Origin of the sequence: Streptomyces sp. NPDC047042 (assembly GCF_040644035.1) — a bacterium.
Taxonomy (GTDB): domain Bacteria; phylum Actinomycetota; class Actinomycetes; order Streptomycetales; family Streptomycetaceae; genus Streptomyces.
In genome coordinates, this window is sequence record NZ_JBEYVP010000025.1 from 129,117 (window position 1) to 152,126 (window position 23,010).

A 23,010-nucleotide genomic window follows, 5' to 3' on the forward strand; every position below is an offset into this window, starting at 1 on the left:
ACGAGCAAGAGGCCAAGCAGGACGCGAAGGAGAAGGAAGCCGAAGCCAAGCAGGCCGAGGCTGAGGCAAAGCAGGAGCAGAAGGAGAAGGAGGCCGAGGCAAAGCAGGCCGAGGCTCAGGCTCGTCAGGAGCAGCTCCAGATCGCCCAGATGAACCAGGCGAAGGCCGAACAGGAGCGGCAGCGCAAGCAGCAGGAGGAGAAGGAGGCCGAACAGGAGGCCAAGCAGGAGGAGAAGGAGAAGGAGGCCGAGGCGAAGCAGGCCGAGGCAGAGGCCAAGGCCGACCGCATCCGCGCCGAGCAGGAAGCCAAGCAGGACGCGAAGGAAGCCGAGCAGGAAGCGAAGCAGGAGCAGCGGGAGAAGGAGGCTGAGGCCAAACAGGCCGAGCAGGAGGCCAAGGCCGACCGGATCCGCACCGAGCAGGAGGCCAAGCAGGAGCAGCAGGAGGCGGAGCAGAAGGCCGAACGGGCCGCGGCGGAGGCCAAGCAGGAGCAGCGGCAGGCCGAGGCGGAGGCCAAGGCCGATCAGATCCGCGCCGAGCAGGAGCAGAAGCAGGCCGAGGCGGAGAAGCGGTACGAGGCCGAACGCCGGTCCGTCCTCAACAACGGTGATCTCTCCCAGCTGTCGCCCACCGACATCGGCGGGCCGGTCAACGGCGGGGTGCTGGATCTCGGCGGCGGCTTGCTCAACGACGGCGCGCTGGACATTCCCGGCGGCGGTCACACCCATGTCGACGCGGACGGTCGTGTGGTCACCGACTATCCGGACGGCAGCTCGACGACGATCGACCCGCTCACCCACACCTCGACCGTGACCCGGCCCGACGGCTCCACCATCTCCGGTCCGCTCAACTCCGGTGACCTGCTGACCAATCCGGACGGCAGCGTCACGCACCTGGACTCCCGGGGCGACGTGGTCACGCAGTACCAGGACGGCACCGTACAGACCGTCGACGCGGACACCGGCACCACCACGGTCACCCACCCCGACGGCACGACGACGTCCGGCAACCTCAACGGCAACCTCAGCCTGCCCTCCGTCAACTCCCCTTCGTACAACGGCTACGACTCCTACGAGGAGGAGCTCTACGACGGCTCCCCCTACCAGTCGCCGCTGGACTACGGCTCCTCGTCCGGTCCCCAGCCGAGCCCCACCCGGCAGTTCCTCAACTCCGGCCCCTTCCCCGGTCTCAGCACCAGCGGCTCGGACGTGTCGGGCAACCCCGCGGGCGGCGGGGCGCCGATGGGCGGAGCGCCGATGGGCGGCGGAATGGGCGGTGGCATGGGCGGTGGCATGGGCGGTGCGGGCGGCGGCGCCGGGGACAACGGCGAGCGCGTCCGTAACGTCTTCGACGGCGACGTGGTCAGCAACCGCCGCCCGAGGGCGGGCACCCGTACCGGCCGCGGGGGTTACGCCGAGGACGAGGTACGCGTGGCGGCGAGCGGTCCCACCACCTCCGGCAGTACGCCGTTCCTGCCGGGGACGGGCGGCGCCGGCGGGCCCGGGCAGACCAAGACGCAGAGCGGCGACCGGACCCGCGACGCGTGGGAGCCGGAGGACGACGACGTCTGGGGAACGGACGAAGGGGGCGCGCCCGCCGTGATCGGCCGGTGAACCGGGTGGACCAGGTGAACCGGGGAGCCGCGGACTTCGTAACCCCGTGTCGGATGACCACTGTTGTGCGGAGAGGTGCCCGTTGAGCGAGTCGATGGAGCGGAAGTTGGCCGCGGCGATGGCCGAACTGACCGCTGTGCAGGAGGCCGTGGCCCGGGCCGAGAGTGAACTCAGCCAGGCTTCGGCCACCGTACGGTCCCGGGACCGCGCCGTGGAGGTCACGGTCGGCCCGCAGGGCGAGCTGACCGGTCTGCGGTTCCTGGACGGCAAGTACCGAAGCATGCCGGGACCGCAGCTCGCGACCTCCATCCTGGAGGCCGTGCAGGAGGGCCGGGCCCAGATGGCGCGCAAGGTGATGGACACCTTCGCGCCGCTGACCGAGCGGCAGGGCGCCGGCACGGGCATCTCGGGCATCGACGTCGACTGGGAGCGCATGTTCGGCTCCGCGCTCGACCCGGAAGGCGGCAGCGGTTACGGACGGCCGTCCCGGGACCGGCTGCGCGACGAGATCCATGAGGACACGGACGACACCTTGCCGAGGGGACGGTAGCCATGTCGGGCACCTACGAAGCGAACCCGGCAGGACTGGAGACGAGCAGCGGCAACACCGGGGGGCTGGCGGCGCACGCGCAGAAGATCGCTGACGACTTCATCACGGACCAGTCCGCCTACCGTGGCCTGAACGGCCATACGGACGACTTCCACGACGAGACCCAACCCCGGTACGAGGCGAACAACAACGCTGTCCTGGCGGCGCTCAACGCGTTCGCGGACGTCTTCGACGGGCTGGGGTCCGCGATCTCCGGCAACCGGACGAACATCCTGAGCACCCAAGAGGGCGCCAACGACCTGATCCAGCAGCAGTCCTCGAAACTGGACGGCCTCGAAGGGGGCGAGAGGCGCTAAGTGGAGGAGATCAACTTTCCTCCGGACGTCCGGAAGATGCTCTTTGTCCTGCTGGGCGAGGCGCCCCTCCAGGCCAGGGAGAATCTGCTGTGGGCGAGCCGTAACCTCTATCTCGCCTGCCAGAAAGCCCTGATCAGGCTCCGGGAAGCCGCCCGCGAGACCATCATCGAGGCGCGGGACTCGCTGCCGCCGGCGGTCGCCGAGCAGTACATCCAGGGCCTCACGATGCTGATCGGCGAGGGGTACGGGAACGACCCCGTGCAGCGTCTCATCGATCAGCTCGACGATCTCGCGAACAATCAGATCGATCTCTCCCAGAAGGTCCAGGGGTCCAAGTGGGAGATCATCGCCGAGATCATCATGCTGATCGCCGAACTGGCGATCCTGGCCGCCCTGATGGCGTTCACGGGCGGTGCGTCCATTTCGCAGATGTTCCTGGCCAGGGCCAGGAGCAGGTTCGCGGTGCTGATGATCATCGACCGGCTGCTGCGGATGACCCATCTGATGCCGAGCCTGTCGGGGGCGGTGGAGGAGGCCATCCAGACCCTCGCGGTCCGGCTGGCCCAGATCGGACTGAACAGCGGTGGCCGAAAGCCCGACGGCGTCGACTGGGGCGACGTCGGAAAGGCCGCCGCCTTCGGTGCGATCACCGGTGGGTTCATGGAGGTGTTCGAGACGGTCTTCAAGCCGCTCAAGAACATCTTCAAGAACCTCATGGACGACGTCCTCACAAAGTTCAAGTTCGACCCCGACACGTTGCTGTTCAAGGGCCTGAAGAACGGCCCCGGCGAGATCGCCGCCGCCTTCGTGATCGGGGGTGCCAGTGAGGGGCTCGCGGAATACGTCGTCAAGGGCGTGTTCGAGGGCAACTGGGAATTCAAGTGGGAGACGTTCGTCGGCAGCGGCTCCAGTGCGGTCTTCGAACTCGCGGCGGGTGTCGCGGTCGGGGCCGCGGGGTTGTACGCGTACAACAAGTGGTTCGCCGACATGGACCTCTTCAAGCGTCACCTGAACGATCTGCCCGGCACCAAGGGCCCGTTGGGCAGCGGTGGGGGTTCCGGCTCGTCCAAGTCGCCCGTGTCCAACGGTCCTTCGGGTACGACGACGGGTAAGGGTGGGGTCTGGGGTACGGGTACGGGTGCGGGTGTCGGAGGGGCCGCCAACACCTCCCTCTTCACGCCCGGGCCGGTGGTGACCCCGGCACCGCTGACGACGTCGTCGTCGGGGCCCATCGGGGGGAACAACGGGGTTGTCCTGCCGCAGCCGAGCATCCCGGTCGTCACGACTTCAGACACCTCTACCTCTACCTCTACATCTCCTTCTACTTCTACTTCCGCGACTCCGTTGTTCGACTCGCCGTCGCTCAGCACGCCGACCGGGTCGACGACGTCCGCCTTCACGCCGCCGCGCACCTCCGGGTCCTCGTTCATCCCGGACTCCGGGGTCATCGACACGACGATGCCCGACCTCGACATGGACGCCGTACTCAACCCCGATGGCGCGTCCAGCCTGCCGGGTTCGTCGGACGACCTTTCCTCCTCCACGCCCCCGAGGGCGACCGGGACAGGGAGCACGGGCGGTACGCAGTCCATCGCGGACCAGGAGATCGTCCGCGACGGCGAACAGACCGACGGGGAGCCGGTGTTCGGCTCCGACGCCGTCGCGCCCCCGGCTCCGGTGGGCACGTCGACGGGCCCGCAGGGTGCGTCGAGCGGTTCGGGTGCGCATGGCTCGTCGGGGGCGTCGCAGCAGGCGGGCCAGTCCGGCAGTGCCGACTCAGCCGACGGCAGCACGGACGGAGTTGCCGACGAGGAGGGCGCGGAAAGCACGCTCGTCACCGAGGACCAGGTCGTCGGCGACGGCCCGGTGGCTGCCGAGGGTGCTGACAACACCGTGGGCTCCGCCGGCCAGCCCGGCCCGTCCTCCCCCACGGCGTCCCCGGCCAGCCCGGGGACGGTGCCGCAGGGAATTCGTACGTCCTCCGAGACCCCCGGACAGCTCGACCCGGAACTCGCCGAGCCGCTCGGCGACGGACCGATCGCCCTGCACGACGCACCGCCCACCACCCACCCCGGCAACACAGCCCGACCGACCACCCCACGCGACACCCCCACCGAAACCCCGGACACCCCGCCCACCGGCGTGGACGCCGACCCCCACGGCACTCCCGACACGCACACCCCCGGGAAGTCAGACCCGGAACTCGCCGAGCCGCTCGGCGACGGTCCCATCGCCCTGCACGACGCACCGCCCACCACCCACCCCGGCAACACAGGCCGACCGACCACCCCACGCGGCACCCCGACCGAGACCCCGGCCGCCCCAGCCACCGGCGTGGACGCCGATGGCACGCACATCCCCGGGCAGCTCGACGCCGAACTCGTCGAGCCGGTCGGCACGGCGCCGGCCGACCCCGTCCGCATCCCCACGGGTGGCAAGCGGCCGGACCTCAAGCTCGACTCCGGCCTTGGTCTCGAGCTCGACGTCGACCTTGACCTCGACGACGACCGTGACAGCGGCTACGGATCAGGCGACGACATCGACGACAGCGACAGCGACAGCGACACACTCGCCGGTGCTCCGACCGGTGCCGGTCGGGCCCTGGTGACCGACCCCGCCCCGCCCGCTCCCCCCGTCGCCCTCGCCACCGCGTCGGCAACGCCCCCGGACCCCACCACCACCGTCGCCGAAGTGGCCACGGCCACCGCGCCGATCCGTCCGGAGCAGTGGCGCGGACGGCAGGCTGGGGCGCCCTCCGCCTCCCTGCGGACCGAGCGCTACGACCCCGCCGCCGATCCCCTGGCTCCCGGGCCGGGTCGGGGCAAGGGGACCCTGGGTGGGCGCGACACCGTCATCCGGGTGTCGATCGAGCGTGTCCAGGCCGACGACGGGCGCTGGGTGCGCAACCTGACGCTGAATCTGCCGGTCAAGTTCGGTGAGGGGTTCTCCGCCGACCAACTGGACGACTATCAGGGCTCGTTGCGGGAGCTGCTCGACACGTTCGTGAACGGCGGGCCGGATCCGCTGCCGAGGTCCGGTGACCAGCTCAACCTCGATCTGAACCTCGTACACGCCCCCGACCACCCCGAGGCCATCAAGCTCAGCCGGGTGGACCGGCCCACCGATTTCGACCAGTTCGAGTTCCAGCTGTACGCCGAGGACCCGGCCCTCGGGCCCGAGGAGAACGAGCGGCGGCAACAGGTCAACGACGCGCGGGCGCTGCACGAGTTGCTGCATTACGCCGGTCTCGCGGACCGGGCGCTGGATCCCGGGTTCCTGTTCCGCCGTACGAAGAACGCCGCCGTGGACACCTCCGGGGTCATGGCCGACCCGGACACGCTGCCGGAGCCGGGGCTGCCCGCGCACTACCTTCGCGGCATCGAGGACGTCATCGACTCCGGGCCGGTGATCACCGACCATCCGCTCACCGCTCCGGCCGTGGTCACGGTCTCGAAGGACCCCGCCGATCTGCTGGCGCCCGTGGAGCTGCGGCCCGCTCATCCGCCCTCGCAGGCCAACATCGGTCTCACCACCTCGTCCGAGACCGTCAAGGAGATCGAGGGGCTCTGGAGCGCCGCTGTCGAGAGCCAGGAGGATGGCGACGGGATCCTCACCCTCACGATCGACGGCGCCGGCGTGACCGCGAGCGAGCTGACGCCCCTCGTCCTGGAGCGGATCGGCGCCACCGGCCTGGCCGGTGAGATCACCGTGCCCAAGCCCAGCACCAAGCTCAAGGCCGGGGCCAAGCACAAGGTGCTGCTGACCCACACCGCCGATGGCCGGCCCAGCACCGTGAGCCATGAGATACGCATCGTGTCGGCGCAGTCGCCGGCCACGGCGTCCTCCTCCTCGGCCGCCGCGCCCGGAGCGGCCACGATCAGCGGGCCCGTGTTCGAGCCCGGGGTCACCCCGGCGGCCAACCGGCGCAGCCTGGAAATCAGCCAGAAGATCGGCGCGGCCCTCGACGCCCTCATCGGGGGCGGCCGAATGGGGGACGTCACGGGTCCCGCCGTACTCACCGGGGGCGCCCAGGCGACGGTGCGTTTCGACAGTCCGCGTCCCGTCGACCGGCTGGAGTTCCGGCTCGGCACCGGTGACGTCCGGCCGTACGCGGACGCCGTCAACCAGGCCCTGGCCGCGCACTTCCCCGGCTCGTCCGGCTCCTCGTCGAACGTACTGCGGGCGCACCCCGGCAACCCGGGCACGCTCAGCGGCACGATCGACGGCGTCGAGGTCACCATCGGTCCCGCCGACGGCCTTCTCGACGACGCCCCGGAAGTCCAGGACGGCCACACCCTCCCGTCGGAGCTGGACTCCGCGATCGACACCGCGTTCGCGCTGGCCGTGGGCGTGGACCAACGGCAGCGGGCCTCGGCCCTGTTCGACCTGTTGTGGGCGCTGGGCGCGAATCCGGGCCTTGACGCCGCTCTCGCCGAGACGTTGGTGAAGCGGCGCGCCGGGCAGTACGCCGCCCGGATCCCGGCGGGCGGGAAGGCCGAGCTGACCGCGCAGTTCGGGCAGGTGCTGGGCGGGCTGTCGGGGACCAAGGCCGCCCGTACCGCCCTGTCGGAACAGTGGGCCGCCTTCGGCGCGACACCCCAGGACGTCGAGCGGCTGCAGGGGGTCCTCGCGGACCTCGCCGACGTCTTCCGGGCCGGGTCGGGTCCGTACCGTGCCCTGATCCTCACGGCCGGCAACTTCAGCGGTGACATGTTCGGCATCGCCACCGCCCTCACGCTCAACCCGAAGCTCCATCTGGGCGTGCTGACAGGGCCGCGCACCTCCGACCAGCTGGGCCCCTTCGTCCGCAGAACCCTCGCGGCCTCGGTGCGCGCCGAGTACGCCCGGGCGGTGGCGGACCTCTACGCGAAGACCGGTCTGTCGGCCGGGGAGCGCGCGGAGAGGCTGGCGGGGCTCGATGCCCGGCGCGACGCCGATCTGCGGGCGCAGGAGGAGCGCGTCCACATCCTGCACACCGACGATCCGCACAGCCTGTACACCCAGACCGCCAACGGCAACAGGCCGATCTCCTATGCCGATATGAGCCCGCCGGTGCCGCCGGGGCTGCGCAGCATGCGGCTCCAGAAGACGACCGCGTACGCCACGAGCGAGGTCGCGAACCTGTGGGGCAACCGGAACCGTGAGCGGGCCCGTATGCGGACCGCCTGGGGGCTGGACTCCCCCCGCACCGACCGGGTGCGGGGTTTCCTCGCGGCCCGTGGGGTTCCGGAGCGCGGCCCGTACGTCGTCCTGTGGTCGCGGCTGGGCAGTCGCCAGGAGGGCGAGGCCCATCCGCAGCACGACACCGGCACCCAGGGGCTGCGGCAGATCATCGCCGACCTGCCGCCCGGCACGACCGTGATCATCGCGGGGGACACCGCGCACAACGGTGCCCTCGGGCGGCTCGCCGACAGCCACGCCAACGTGCACGACCTCACGGAGTTCTGGACGGGCGAGGACTGGCGGGAGGCCTTCCCCGACGCGACCCGCGAGGACCAGCTCCAGGTCTTCGACCACCTCAGGAACATCGCGGACGGCGACCTCAGGCACCTGGGGTTCCGCAGCGGCAACCTGGAGTCCTTCGCACTGGTCGGGCACGACGTCCGCTATCTGGAGGAGAACGGCAACCTGCAGGCCAAGCGCATGCAGACCTGGCACGCGCCGGCCATCGGCTACCAGCGGATCACCCTGAACAAGGTGCCGACCCTCGCCGGGCAGTGGGTGGTCGCCAACGCCGCGCGGAACGCCGGGCGGGAGTCGGAGGTCCCCTGGTGGGGCAGCGCCGACGCGAAGATCCGCGCGGAGAAGAAGACGGCCGAGCTGGCCGTGTACGGCATCCAGAACAGCCGTGAGTGGCGCGGCTTCACCCCGCAGGACCGCCGGACCATCAGGTCGTACCTCGACTTCTCCGGCAAGGGCGCGCCGCCCCTGCTTTCGGCGCCGCCCGCCCCGGCGGAGACGTCCGCCACGGAGGGAACGTCGGCGCCCGCGAAGAAGCTGACGCCCGCGGTGACGGCCTCGTTCTACGGCGGATACGCGGACTTCCTCTTCTCCGACCAGGGCGCCCGGGACTTCGACAGCGTGTACTACGCGTTCCTCGACGAACAGACCGTCCTGGACCCGGATCTGGCCCGGCATCCGAAGTTGTTGCCGCAGATGGCCAAGTTCCACGACGAGTTGCTGGCCATCGAGAGGGAACAGTCGGCGCGCCCGACGGTGATTCCGCACTCCGATCGTGAACCCATGCGGCTGTACCGGAAGATGGCGGACACCGAGTCGGCGGACTTCCTGAACGCGAGGGACGCGAAGGCGGGTCTCGCGAAGGCGATGAGCTTCAACCGCGGTGACGAGTACCGGAAGTTCTTCACCACGTCCCTGTCCCACACCAGCGTGTTCGAGAACGCCAACGCGGCCTCGCCCTCCGAGGCCGTCATCGAGTTCACGCTGCCCTGGGACGGCTACTGGAACTTCGTCAGACAGCACGGCACCCCCAACCAGCAGGACGGCGCCTACCGCATCCGCGATTCGGCACTCGTCCACCAGGAGCAACTGCGCACCGGCGCGGCGGCGAACTTCAAGTCCAAGGAGGACGTCGACGCCGTCGTGTCCGACCTGACGCACCACAACGTCGGTATCGGCCACGGCAACAGCAAGCAGTTCGGCGCGCTGATCACCGGTATGCGCGCGCTGTCGGCGGACGAGGTCGCGCGGGCGGCGCAGGACGCCCGGGACGCCGCGAACCTGGAACGCGTACGGCTGGCACAGGAGTTGGTGCAGCGGAAGCTGGACGCTGCGCGGCAGCGGGCCGCGGTGCACGGCGAGCCGTTCGTCGACTATCTGGCGACGCTGGACGAGGTGGCCCCCGTACTGCCCGACGACTGGTCGGATCTGCTGGACCTGGACCTGGACTCGGAGGTGGAACCCGACGCGGTGTCGGTGGTGAAGGCGGTCCGGCCGCCGGAGGCCGAGGCGCTGGTGACGGGTCTGCTCGCGCTGCCGGCAGGGGAGTTGAACCAGACCCTGGAGCTACTGGACCCGGCCCACCGGCGGTGGCTGGCCACGCATCGGCCGTTCGTGGACGGGGCCGGGCAGTCCTTGTCGGCCGCGGAGTTCGCGCGGGTGGCGGCACGGTTGCTGGTGGTGGTGCCGGGTGAGGTGCTGCGGCCGGTGTCGTCGCGGCACGAGACGTACGCGCAGACGGCACGGATGCTGCAGGACAAGGGGACCACCGCACAGCTGCTGATGTCGGGCGGGGCGGTGGTGGTGCTGCCGCAGGACGTGCCGCTGTCGCGGATGAGTTCCTTCACCCGTCTCCACCGGCGACTGGACGCGGAGTCCCGACGCCGTTTCGACGAGCGGCGCGGGACGACGGGCGGGCTGACCGCCGCCGTCCCGGAGGAGAACCTGCTGGGCGAGACCACCCCGGTGGGACCCGCCCCGCACCAGGCCGAGGGCTACTCGACGGCCACCCACGAGATCGCGCACCTGCTGCACCTGGCCGCCCTGACCGACGGCGAGCGCGACCTGATCAAGGATGTGTTCACTGCCAAGAAGGACCAGGAGGCCGCCTGGCGGGAGGCGGTGGCGGAGGGCCGGGATCCGGGCCCGCAGGTGCAGTGGCCGGACGGTGTCGGCCAGGACCTGACCGGCCGGCCGGCCGACACCTACTCCGCCCTCAACGAGTACGAGTTCTTCGCCCAGCTCAGCAACGCGTACCTGGGCACCAACCACGGCACGGACCCGACGACGGGCCGCACGCGCAACAACGGCGACAAGTGGGTGGAGGACCACGAGCCGCGCCTGCTGTCGCTGCTGCGGCGGTTGTACGGAACCGATCCGCAGGCCGTGCACAACCGACCGGCGAACCCGGTGGCCGCGACCGGTGCGGACAACACCGTCCTCAAGAACTTCCGGGAGTTCATGGCCGGCGTCAACGGGGACCCCGAGCCCGTGACGGATTCGGCGGCCAAGTCCCTTACGGCGACGGGGACTTCCTCTTCCCCGGCGGATACGCACGCCGACACGGACGTGGACACGGACGTGGACACGGACAGCGTCGCCGATGACACGGACTCGGACGCGGTTGCCGGGATGCACGCGGCTCCCTCGGGTCCGGCCAGGCGGATCACCGCCGACGTGATGGAGGACTACTTCCGCGCCTACACGGACTTCTTCGAGTCCGACGCCTCCGCCGCCGACTTCAACAGCGGCTACTACGTGTTCGCGGACGGCCAGGACATCCTGACGAGCCGACTGGCGACGCACGACTCGCTGGCCGCCCGGATGCGCGCCTTCCACGACGACCTGGTCCGTATCCGGGACGAGCAGGCGGCGCTGCCGACGGTCATCCCGCACACGGGCGGCGAACCGGCCAGGCTCTACCGGAAGATGTCGGCCGAGGAGGCCGCGCAGATCCTCGGCGCGAGGAACCCGGCGGCCGGTATCGGCGCCGCGATGGAGTACAACCGCAGCAACGAGTACCGGAAGTTCTTCACCACCTCCCTGTCCCACACCAGCGTGTTCAGCAACGCGAACGCGGCGTCGGACACCGAGGTGGTCGTGGAGTTCACCCTGCCCTGGGCCGACTACTGGGGCTTCGCGGGGCGCTTCGGCACGCCGAACCAGGAGTCCGGCGCCTACCAGATCCGTGACTCGGCGCTCATCCACCAGGAACGGCTGCGCACGGGCGCGGGGGCGAACTTCAGGTCCGCGCAGGATGTCGCCGCGGTGATGACCGACCGTACGCATCACAACATCGGCATCGGTCACGGCAACGCCCGCGACTTCGCCTCCCTGGTCACCGCGCGACGCCAGGTGCCCCCCGCCGAGGTGGCGCAGGCGGCGGCGGACGCGGCGGAGGCCGCCCGGCAGGCACGCCGGCCGGGCATCGACGCCCTGATCCAGCAGAAGCTGGCCCCCCTGCGGCAGCGCGAGGCCGAAGCCGCCGAGGCCGCCTTGCACAGCGCGCCCCCGGTCGCTTCCGAACAGGCCGAGCAGTCCGAGCAGGCCGAGCAGCCCGAGCAGTCCGAGCAGTCGGGGCAAGGGACCGGCATCTGGACCACGCCCCCCTCGTCCTTCGTCCGGTCCTACGGCTCCGAGCACGACGGCCACGTGGGGCTCGTCCATGTCGAGCCGCTGCCCGCCGCCGTGGTCGACGGGCTGCACGACCAGGTCATGGCCGCGCTGGGTATCCCCCGGCCCGTGGCCGACGACCACCCGGTGCTGGGCCGGCTGCGGGACCGGCTCAGCGCGGAGGAGCTGGCGCGGGAGCTGCCGTATCTGCGCAGCAGTGGTGGGTTGAGCGTCACGGTGGTGCACGAGGGCCGGGAGCGCACGGTCGATGTGCGTCTCGCGCTGCGTGACCCGGTCCGCTCGGAGCGCTACGGCGCGAACAGCGTCACCGATCCCGAGGGCCGGGTGGAGCGGCGTGCGCAAGGTACGCAGGAGTCGTCGGGCACGGTCGCGTCGGGGACGGTCCGCGCGATCCCCGTGCCGTGGTCCGGTTCGTTTCCGATCGCGGCGGCCGGGCCGGTGCGGGCGGTCGACGCCGCGCTGTCCCTGACGCTGACGCACAACCAGTTCTCCTCGGCCACCACGGTCACCAACCTCGTGCAGACGATGACCGCGCAGCGCAGCAACGAGCTGTCGCAGCCCTTCGAGTTCAGCGGGGAGTGGGAGGTACGGCTGGACTCGACGCCGCTCGCACCGCCGGTGTACTGGGGTCCGCCCAGGTCGCACGGACCGGTGACCATCTGGTTCCCGGAGCATCTCGCGGTCGACCACGAGGGCGAGCTGCCGGAGCCCGCCGATCTCGACGACCTGCCGGTGTGGGGTGTGGACTCGGTCCGGGAGCCGGGGCGGCTGCTGGCGGAGGTGCGGCAGGCCTTCGGCACCGAGCTGGCGGCGCTGTCCAAGTCCTCGGTCGGGGAGCTCGAGGCGTTTCTGTCCGAGCCGGTCCTGCGCGGCACGCTGCCGTTGCAGCGCGGCCGGGGCGTGTTCTCGCCGGTTCTGCTGGACGGCGACGGCAACGCGATCGGGATGCTGCGGCTCACCACCGTCGTGGAGCCGGTGGCGGCGACCCACCGTTCGCTCGACGGAAAGATCAACCTGGAGGCGCATGTCACCCAGACGGTGAAGGTGGACGGCTCGGCGAAGCTGACCAGCGGTGTCGCCCTGGACGGCAGCCTCGGCCCCTCGTTCACCGGGGACCATGCCCAGGGACACGCCGGGGCCTCGTCGGTGGTCTCCGGCACTTTCGTCGGCAAGGCGGGCGCGAAGTGGCAGACCAACAGCGCGCTCGCCTCGGGCGGCTCCGCGAGCATGACCCACGCCATGCGCAGCAACCGCAGCCATCTGCTGGGCCCGGTCCGGGTGACCCACCGGGTCACCCTGATCCGGGCGCGCGGCGGCAGTACGTCCCACGACTTCGGGCCCTGGGACGAGGGCATGCGGCTGCGGATCCTCAGCAAGGCCGACGCGACGGGCCAGGAGCACGCGCCCGGCGAGGGCCCGCGTGAGCTGCCCGACGATCTGGAGAACCTGCGGAACCTGGGCATGTCCGCCGCCCCGCTGGCCGTGACGGGCACCGAACAGCTCTTCGGGCGGGCCGAGTCGTGGCTGCGCGAGCAGGGTTTCCTCCCGCCGGCCGAGCCGACGTCCGGGACCCTGTTCGACGAGGAGAGGGCCAAGGCCCAGCTGATCAACCTGCGGCGGTTCGAACAGGCCCGCTCCGAGGTGGGGCTGCGCGCGTCGGTCGACGCCATGCTGGACGGCGGCCAGGCCCTGTGGTTCGACCGGCCGACGCGGACCGGCGGCACCCGCCGCGTCCAACTGCGGCTGTCCGCCTTCCGGGACACCGGTCCAGGGACCGAGACGCGGCACCGCCGGACGCTGCCCGATGTGCAGAACATGGGCATCTCGTCGTTCGGTATCGGCGGCACCGAGTCGAACGGCTACGCCTACGGCTGGCAGGCCGGTTTCGGCGGCGGCGCGTCGGGACCCGTCGGCGGCGACCGGCCGTGGTCGCTCGGCGGCAGCGGGGACTACACGTACACGGCCGGCACCGCCCACACCGCCACGGTCGGCGCCGGGATCAACCAGGACCAGTTCTTCATCGGCAGCGGCCAGGCCGCCGAGGTGTTCGAGGTTCCGGCGCAGCTCGCGCTCGACCTGTACGAAGGTCCGGGCACGGAACCGGCCGTGCGCTTCGCCGACCCCGGGCACCACCCGGACGACGACGTGTCCGCCGCCGCGCCCCCCGACATCGAGCGCCCGGCGGAGCCCGAGCGTCCCGTCGTCCGTACCGTCGGCGGGCGCCTCACCCTCCTCGTCCCGCACCACCGCACGGTCGAGCCCGGGCAGCAGCGCGAGACCCCGCCCGGCCACAGCGTCCGCCTCGCGAACGCCGACGACCACGCGAAGCTGGCCATGACCGGCCCGGACGGCAACCCGCTGCCCGGTGTCGTCCGGCTGCCCGACGACGCGATCATGGACGGCGTACGCGGCACCGCCGCCCTGCTCGACGCGTTCGAACAGGCCGTCACCAACACCTACCCCGGTCACCCCGAGCGCGGCCTGCTCGACCAGGCGTGGGACACCGTCGCCGCCTATGTGCCCGGCAAGGTGGCGTCGGTCACCGCGCCCGCCAGGGACTGGGCGTCCGAGGCCCTGACCGGCTCGGACATCACCGACCAGAGCTCACCGGCGACCGAGGCGCTGCGGACCGCGCTCAGCCCCGCCAACCTCGTCGCACGCGCCCACCAGATCTTCAAGGGCGGCTACGTCATCGAGGGCCTGACCCTGCCCGGCCTCGGCGCCGACCACGAGTTCTCGGTGGAACTCCAGGGCTTCCTGCACGACCCGGAGCACCTCCACAGCGCCAAGCAGTACCTGGAGACGGACGTCGGCGCCACCGACACCGCCGCCCAGCAGACCACCACCAGCAGCAGCCACGGGGTCGCCGTCGCCGCCACGTCGCAGCAGCGGCCCCCGAAGGTCCCCGAGGGCGCGCCCAAGCCCGGCCCCTCCGCCAGGTTCAACCCCTCCGGCCGCTACGGGTTCACCCGCCGTACGGACGACACGCACACCCTCGGATCGAGCACCGGCGTCACCCGGACCCCGACCGAGAGCGGCACCCAGCACCGCGTCCGCAGCGGCGCGACCATCCTCATGACCGTCCGGCACGGACGGCGCAACCTGCTCGGCAACAGCCTCGGTCTCGGCAGCGCCGAACCGATCACGGTGGCCGTGGAGCTGCCGGAGGCGGCGCAGTTCCTGCTCACCGACCCCCAACTCGCCCGCGACGCGGCCTGGTTGGAGGACATCGACGGCCTGACCGCGCCCGAGCGGCCCGAGGCGACGCTGCCCCTGCCGGACAGGTTCGCCCGCACCGGGGAACCGGGCCTGGCCGGTGTCCTGTCCGTCAAGCAGCTCGGCGGCGGCCCCGACGGCCGGGCCGAGCAGCGCGACCGGCTGCGCACCGAACTCACCGCCCTCGTCGAACGCGAGGCGCCCGGCTCGACCACGCCGGGCCGGGCCTCGTACCTGCCCGGCGTCAGAGCCAGGATCGCCGACCTCACCATGCCGACCTCGTTGCGCGCACTGCCCGGCCGGGGGCCGCACGGTGTCCAGCGGTTCCACTTCCGGCATGTGGCCAAGGGCGGCGCCCGGCTCGTCGAGGTCACCCTCAGGGCCAGGCCCGTACAGGACACCGCGGGGCTGCGCACGGTGCGCGGCAGGCCGGCGGGCGCGGGCACCGGGCAGGAGCAGGTGCACATCCACGCCCCGGCGAACACCTCGAGCGCCGTCTCCGAGACCCGCCAGCACACCGGCACCTTCAACCCCACGACCCGCTACCCGCGCCCCGCCGACGACGCCCGCACCGACCGCACGGGCCCGGCGCTGACGGTCGCCGGCGTCCGTACGGACAGCAGCAAGGTCTCCGCCTCGGCGGAGGACCGCTTCTGGATGCGGACCGACAACGCGGCCGACTTCGACCTCGAGTACGAGTACGTGGCCTCGGTCCGCTCCGAACTCGTCACCGACTGGCCGCTGGACGTCCCGGGCGGCCTTGTCGAGGGCGGGATGCTGGCCTGGTACGACTCCGACGGGGACACCGGCCTCGCCGACTGGCTGGACCAGACCCTGCACGGCCGTCCGGCCCGCACGGTGACCGTGCCCGCGGAGGTCACCCTGCGCTTCACCGGCAGCGAGGCGGCGGACCCCCCGGCGCCCGCCACCCCGCTCCCGGCCGCCGTCTCCGACGTCCACCCGTCCCAGGCGCCCCCGGGTACGGACGGGCGCCGGGTCACCGACGGGCAGCGGATCGTGCCCACCGGGCCGACCCCGGTGTTCCACTTCAACGGCTATCCCCAACTCGGACAGGCCCTGCGGACGGTCGCGCCCCGGCTGGCGTCCGAGTGGCGGTCGACGGATGCCTCCAGCTCCGCCGAGGCCACCGCCGTACGCATCGGGGAACTCATCCAGGCCGGCGAGATCAGCCTCGACCTGCCCCGCGCCACCGCCGGCCTGACCGACACCCTGCCCGGCGCCTACCCCCTGGAGCCGGACCCCGACACGGCCCCGACCCTGCGGATCTCCCTGCACAACCCCCGGCGTGTCACCGACGCCGGAGACGTGACCCTCGACCGGCTGCGCCTGCCCACCACGGCCGCCTCGACCTTGCTGGCGACCGGCGTCACCCCCGGCGCCGGTCTGCAGGCCGCCTACGACGCGGGCGGCGACGGCCGCAACATCGTCGGCGTGGGCGTGCCGCTGCTGGCCCAGCAGCCCATCACCCAGGGGCAGGGCTCGGCGGGCGCCGCGACCCGCCGGGAGTGGTTCAAGACCGGCGGCAGCGCGGTGCCCGCGGACGGGCGCGGTGTCCGCAGCTACGAGACCATGGCCGACGTCGTGATCACGGTGGAGGGCCCCGAAGGCACCCGGCACGTCATCGGCAGCGCCGAACTGCGGCTGTCCGAACGGGACGTGCTCGGGTACGGCATCACCGACGCCCGTACCGATCCGCAGATCTACGACCTGCGCTCGATGCTCGCCGACCAGCCCGCAGCCGATCTGCGGGACTGGACCACCCACCCGCTGACCGACCTGCCCCGGGCCCTGGCCGACCGGCTCGACCCGGCGGATCCCGCCGCGCAGCTCTGGCTCGCGACGGGCCCCGACCCCGACGGCTCCCTCCTGGGCCGCGCCCTCTACGCGGCCTCCCGGACCGCCGTCCTGGGGTACCGCCCGGTGGAGCTGGTGCTGCGTACGGACGACGGCCTGCGGCACTGGCGGTTCGACGCCACCGGCGCTCTGGCGAGCACCGACGCGGACACCACCGACGCCTGGACGGACCTCGCCGCCCGGATCACCGCACACGCCGACGCCGCCCGCGCCCAGGCCGACGCACGGCAGCGGGAGAGCGACCTGCGCGGCCCGCAGGCCGAGAGCCGCGACGCCCTCACCACCGCCCGGTCCGACCTGGACACCGCCACCACCGAACGCACCGGGGCCCGGACCGCCCTCGACAGCGCCGAGACCGAACTCACCGACGCGCAGACCGCGTTGGCCTCCGGCCGGGCGCAGCGGGACCACTGGGAGAGCGAGAGCCGCAAGCTGTCCGCCGCGCTCCTCGCCCTGCCCGAGAGGATCGCGGAGGCCAGGCAGCGGGAGTCCGCCGCGTCCGGCGAGGCACGGGCCGCCGACGCCTTCCTCGATCACATCGCCCGCCAGAACGCCGGCACCGTACCCGAGACACGGGCGGCCGAAGCGCGGAAGCGCGCCCAGCAGGCAGGCGACCGGCTCGCCCTGGTCCAAGGGGAGCTGAGGGACCTGCGCGCGGACCAGGTCCGCCTCCAGAACGAACTCAAGGCCGCGCGGGCCAACGCCCTTACGGCCGCCGACCAACTGCCGGACCTTGAACAGACCTTGGCGGACGCGACGGCAAAGGCGTCCGGTGCACAGACCCGCCTGGACACGGCCATCGACGACCTCGCCACGGTCACCGCCCACCACGATGCCGTACGGGACGGGCTGCGCTCCCTCAACCGGAACATCGTCCTCGCCCTCCAGGACCAGGCCGACCGGGCCACCGACCAGACCACCGCCGAGCAGCAACTGCCGAACCTCGCGAGCACACTCGGCGGGGCCCGCGAGACCAGCGGCGAGGGCTTGGTGAGCGTCCCCCTGTCGTCCCTGGCCTCCACCCCGGCCCGCAATCCGGGCCCACTGCGGGCACCCCGACCGGGGGCACCGGGGCCGACACAATCGCGGACGACCACTGCGACACCGACCCTGACGGTGACACCACCGACTCCTCCGACGGCGCCGTGGACGCCGCCGACGCCTGCCGCCCCGACGGTGCTGGTGACGCCGCCGGCTCCTACTGTCCCAACGGTGCTGGTGACGCCGCCCGCGTCGCAGGACCCGCTGGTGGCGCCGCCCGCGCCAACGCCGAAGACGGGGACGCCGCCCGCTCCTTCGACGGTTACGGGGACACCGCCCGCGTCTCCGACGGTGACGGTGATACCGCCCGCGCCTCCGGCGCAGGGCAAGACGAAGCCTGTGCCGCCGGTCCCGCCCATGTCGCCGCCCGCGCCTACGTCGAAGACGGGGACGCCGCCCGCTGCCCCGAAGTCGACCATGACTCCGCCCGCGCCCTCGAAAGTGACGGTGACCCCGCCCGCATCCCCGCTCGTGCAGTCAGCCGCGTCGTCCTCCTCGGCAGGCGTGCCACCGTCGAAGACGGCAGGTGGCGGCTCCGGGAAGGCCAAAGCCGACGCCAACCTGTTGCCTCCGGCCGGGGGCCGTTCCATCCGTACCGTCGCCAACGGCGAGTGCCTGCTCCACTCGTTCCTCGCCAGTGCGCCGCAGCACGTCCGCCACAACCTCCCGGGCCTGGCCTCCGACCACCCCGGGGCCTTCCAGTGGCTGTCGGACACCGGCGCCGTGCGCACCTCCCTCCAGCGACGGGCAAAGGCGTACTCCAACACCAGCGTCCTGCCCCCACACCCGCAGGCGGATCAAGTGACCGCAGCCATGCGGGAGTTCATCACGGACTACCTCGTCCGCGCGACGGGCGGCGGGCAGCTGCCCCACGAGATCATCGGTCAGCTCCGGCTCTCGACCACGCAGGAGTTCAGCGCCGAACTGCGCAAGACCCGCACGGCCCAGTTGCTCGCGCTCGCCCGCTGGCACGGCCTCCCCGTGCCGCCCGGCGGACTGAACAGCCTGTCGGACAACGAACTGCGCAGACAGCTGACGCTGGCCTACGCGACGAGCCCCGCCCCGCTCACCACCGAGGAACTGGCCGGTCTCCTGAACGCGGTACAGAGCTGGGCGCAGAACTGGGAGTCGGCGTACGGAGAGGTCTTCCCGGCGCTCACGGCGCACGCCTTCGGGGTCCGGCTCGATGTGGCACGAACCCTCCCGACAGGAGGGCACCACGTGGTCAGCAGCCTCGGAGCGCAGGGGGTCGGCGGAGCCGCCGGCAGGAGCGTGGAGATCTACTACAACGGCTTCAACCACTACGACGGCAGCGACGCGTCGACCGACGGTACGGCACTCCAGACGACGCCCTCGGGCGCCGTGTCCGGGCAGCCGCAGCCGACGAACACCGGCGCCCCCACCATCCCGACGGCCACGACGGCCACGACGGCCACGACGGCCACGACGGCCACGACCAGCGTGGACACCCCGGCTGCCCCTGCCACCCCCGCTTCCCCGGGCGGCGCCGAGGACATCCCGGGCACGCCCGGCTTCCAGCGCACCGGCGCGCTCACCGCCGTACTCGACGGAACCGCCTTCACCCTGCGCGCGGCGCCCGATGACGACACCGGCACCCTGTTGTCCGTACTGCGCCACACGGCGCCCACCGCACTCGCGGACGCCGGGATCGACACGGTGAACGCCCTTCGCGAGCGGCTGGTGCGTGGCGTCGGGGACGGTGAGGTGCCCGCCGGGACGGTGCCGCAGCCGGCCAGTGACCTCAGCCTTTCCGTGGCGCGGCTGGAGGAACTGGGGGTGCTCCTCGACAACTCCCAGCGCACCCAGGCGATCCTGCTCGGCGGCGACCTGCCCCTCGGCGATCTGACGCCGGTTCAGCGCCTCCACGTACTGCTCGGCGAACCCGCGTACACGGACGCGGAGACACGACTGTCCGCGCTACTCGCGATTGCCGTGCACCTGTTCGAGGGGGTGAAGGGGGTGGCCGTGGTGGATGCGGACGGAGAGGTGACGCTCCTCGGCGGGTCCAGCGGGTCCGGTGGGAGCGCGGTGACCGTTCTCCTCGTCTTTGGCAGTGACGGCCGTCTCGTCGGGGTTCCGGAGGAGGCGCCCGGCGTTCAAGTCGATTAGCGGTAGGTAGTGTTGACCCTCCCCCCGAACGTTTGTGCAACACACGTTCAGGCCGGCCGGGAGGGATTCCGGTCGGGTGGGTGAAGAAAGGTTCGAAGGGTGGTACGCGTCTTGTCTTCCGGTGGACTTGCCATGGCGACCGGCGCGCACAGGCGTGCCGTGCCCGCCTCGGTCGACGGGAGCCGGGCGTGAGCCGCTGGGGCGGCGCCCTCGGCCGGCGCAGAGGTGGCCGCCCGGCGGCGGACACGGGACGGGTGTCACCCTCCACCGAGGGGGCGGGCGAGCCTGCCGAGCGAGTCCTGGTCGAGGACCACGACGGCCTGTTCCTCCTGCGCCCCGCCTCGGACGAGACCCTGGACCCCGCCGACATCGCCGACCTGGCCCACACGCTGCACCCGGAGAGCGGCACGGTCACGATCGTCGCCACCGTGCCGGAAGGCGCGGCGGGGGCGCTGTGGCCGCGCCTGAGCGAGTTGCTCGACACCCTGCACGCGGAGGGCACCCGCTCCGTACGGCTGGTGATGGCAGGCGCCGGGGACGACCGCCCGGAGCGGCCCGCCCTGGCCCGTCGTATCGCGGACGCCTGGGAACTGGTCGTCGAGGCTCCCGACGGGCAGGTACTGGTGGTGCCGGGCGGCTCGGTGTTCGTGCCTCCCGGTGACAGCGGCTGGTGGCGGTTCGCGCCCGGGGAGCAGCCCGAGCTGCTCGGCCCGCGCACACCTGCCCCCGAGTGGCAGACGGGCGTGCAGCGGGCGCCCGCCCGGATGGCGGACGGCTGCGTGGTGGACCGGATCCCGGCGGGCCTGCTGATCCGTCCGGCGGAGGCGACCGCGTCCAGGCCCGGAGACGTGTTCCACGCGATACCGGTCGACAACAAGCGTCCCGCTGTGGTCGTCGGCGTGCCGTGGGGCGAGGACGTCGCGGCGTCCGAGGTCGCCGAACTGCTCATCACCCTGCCGGCCGAGGTACGGTCCCGGGTCCGGCTCGCCCCGGGCGGGCGGCGCGATGTACTGCGGCTCGGCCAGTCGGTGGCCTGGATGCTGAAGGCGGAGGTCGAGGTCACGACCGGGCTGCCGTTGTTCGCCGCCGAACGCCCGCTGGGTTCGTACGGTGTCCGTTCCGTGCTGGTCGGCGCGGACGGGGGGCCGGTGTGGGTGCCGTTCGTGGACGCCGTGGTGTGCCCGCCCTCCGGGGACGCCGACAACCCTCCGCCGCCGGGGCTGCTGCACTGGGCTCCGCCCCTGGAGGAGATCGGCGGTACGGAGGACGGGGTGGTCCGGCTCTCCGAGGAGTGGCAGGCCACGGCGACGAGGGCGGGGCTGTGGGTGGGGGCGCGTGACGGCGCCCCGCCGCCGAACAGTGTGCATCCGGTGAGCGGCGACGGTCCGGTCATCGAGATCGGCCGCCCCGGCGAGCGGCTCGACTCCTCGCTGTGGCCGGTCCTGTCCCGTCTCCTCGAGACCCTCGCCCCCGCCCTGCGCGAGCGCTCGGCCCTCCATGTGCACGGCACTCCGCTCGACGGCGGCCGAGCGTTGCGTGGCCTGGCCGCCGACCAGGGTCTCCGCATGATCCGTTTCGCCAAGCCCCAGACCCCCCGCCGAGCACCACAACCCGAACCCCCGGCCCACCCGGAGCCGACGCCACCGGCCCCCCGCCCGACAGCGACGGGCGGGCCCTTGCCTACGGCACCCCGGCAACCCGAGCGGACGGAACCCGAGGGCCGTCGTCCCCTGACAGCCCCCGCAGCGGCATCGAGCCCGGCGTCGGCAAGCTCAGGGACAGCAACCTCGGGGACGGCAACCTCAGGGACGGCAACCTCAGGGGCGGCAGGCACCCCTGCCGCCCCACCGACCCCGCGTCAGCCCCTGCGTCAGACCCCGCCGACCACTCCGCGCGGCGCCCGCGGCGCGTCCACCACCGGCGACAACGCCCAGACCCGTACGACGAGTACACCCGAGGCCCCGGACAACCCTGCCGCCACGCAACCCGCGCCCCCAGCCTCGACAACTCCCGCGCCAGCGACCCCAGTTACGCCGACCCCGCCCCCCACGCTCCCCACCGCGAGCAACACCCCCGCCCCCCAGCCGAACCGCGCACCCACGACGTCCCCCACCGCACTCCCGGACCCGAAGCAGCCGGAACCAAGGCAGAGCGAACCCGGCAGCCCGCCCCCGATACCCACCTCAGCGGCGGCCCCGGGCGCGCGCCCTGCCACTCCGACACCCCGCCCCGCCTCTGCCTCCGACACCCCCGAACCCAGCCCAAACCCCACGCCCAACAACCCGACGCCACCCCCTGCCCGCCCCGTCCCTGCCCCCACCCCCTCCCCCAAGTCCTCACCGCCTCCTCCGGCCGGCCGCCCGCTGCCCGCCGGGGCGATACCGCCCCGGCACCAGAGCACCGAGGAGGAACGGCGTTCCTTCCGCGTGCTGGCCGACGCCGCCTGGGAGCGGCACAGCGCGGCCGTGAACCGGGCCCTCGCCGGGATGCCGACGTTGCGCGGGGCCGCCCAGGAAGCCGCCCGCGCCGATCTGATCGCCGTGCGGATGTACCTCCAGGGCGGCGAAGCGCCGCTGAGCCACCGGGAGTTGACCCGGTCGCTACGGGACGGGGAGCCCGGGCTGCTGCCGTACGCGGCCTGTCTGGCCTCCGGACTCGGACGGCTGCCCTCGTACCGTGGCGCGGTGTTGCGCGGCCCCGGCGGCGCCCCGGGCCACGGGGAGCTGCGGCCGGGGGCGGTGCTGCGGGATCCCGCGCCGTTGAGCGGGGTGCCGCTGGACCCGGCCGGGAAGGACCGGGTGGGGGGCGTGGCCTACGCGATCTGGTCGATCACCGGCCGCCGGGTACGGCAGCTGCTGGACTCCGGTGAGGAGATCGTCTTCACGCCCGGCACCCCCTTCAGGGTCCTCGACGTCGTCGACGTCCTCGACGCGGGAACCGAGGGCGCCACCCCGCTGGTGCTGCTCCGCCAGCTCCCCGACCTGACCACGACGTCCGGAGTGCTGGAGGACGCCGACCACACGGCCCTCGAACGACTCCGGCACGCCCTGAAGGACCGCACGTCACCGGACCCGGAGGAGTGGCCCGAACGCTGCTCGGGGCCGGTCGGCGAGTACTGACCACGGACGACATGAAC

General features: G+C 72.4%; 4 protein-coding genes and 1 pseudogene. All 5 read left to right on the plus strand.

Annotation, left to right across the window (positions count from 1 at the left end):
* Positions 1-1,613 (plus strand): annotated as a pseudogene (locus ABZ855_RS28395) (microtubule/TRAF3 and DISC1 binding protein); the annotation flags it as partial.
* Between the two features lie 82 nt (positions 1,614-1,695).
* Complete coding sequence (locus tag ABZ855_RS28400; RefSeq protein ID WP_360811529.1) at positions 1,696-2,163, plus strand: YbaB/EbfC family nucleoid-associated protein; 468 nt, start codon at positions 1,696-1,698, stop codon at positions 2,161-2,163.
* A gap of 2 nt (positions 2,164-2,165) precedes the next feature.
* A complete protein-coding gene (locus tag ABZ855_RS28405) occupies positions 2,166-2,519 on the plus strand; it encodes a hypothetical protein (protein WP_360811531.1) in 354 nt (117 codons plus the stop codon).
* Positions 2,520-19,874, plus strand: a complete 17,355-nt coding sequence (locus tag ABZ855_RS28410; RefSeq protein ID WP_360811533.1) for a hypothetical protein — start codon at positions 2,520-2,522, stop codon at positions 19,872-19,874.
* A 188-nt stretch (positions 19,875-20,062) separates the two neighbouring features.
* Positions 20,063-22,993, plus strand: a complete 2,931-nt coding sequence (locus ABZ855_RS28415; protein WP_360811535.1) for a hypothetical protein — start codon at positions 20,063-20,065, stop codon at positions 22,991-22,993.
* Positions 22,994-23,010 lie beyond the last annotated feature (17 nt).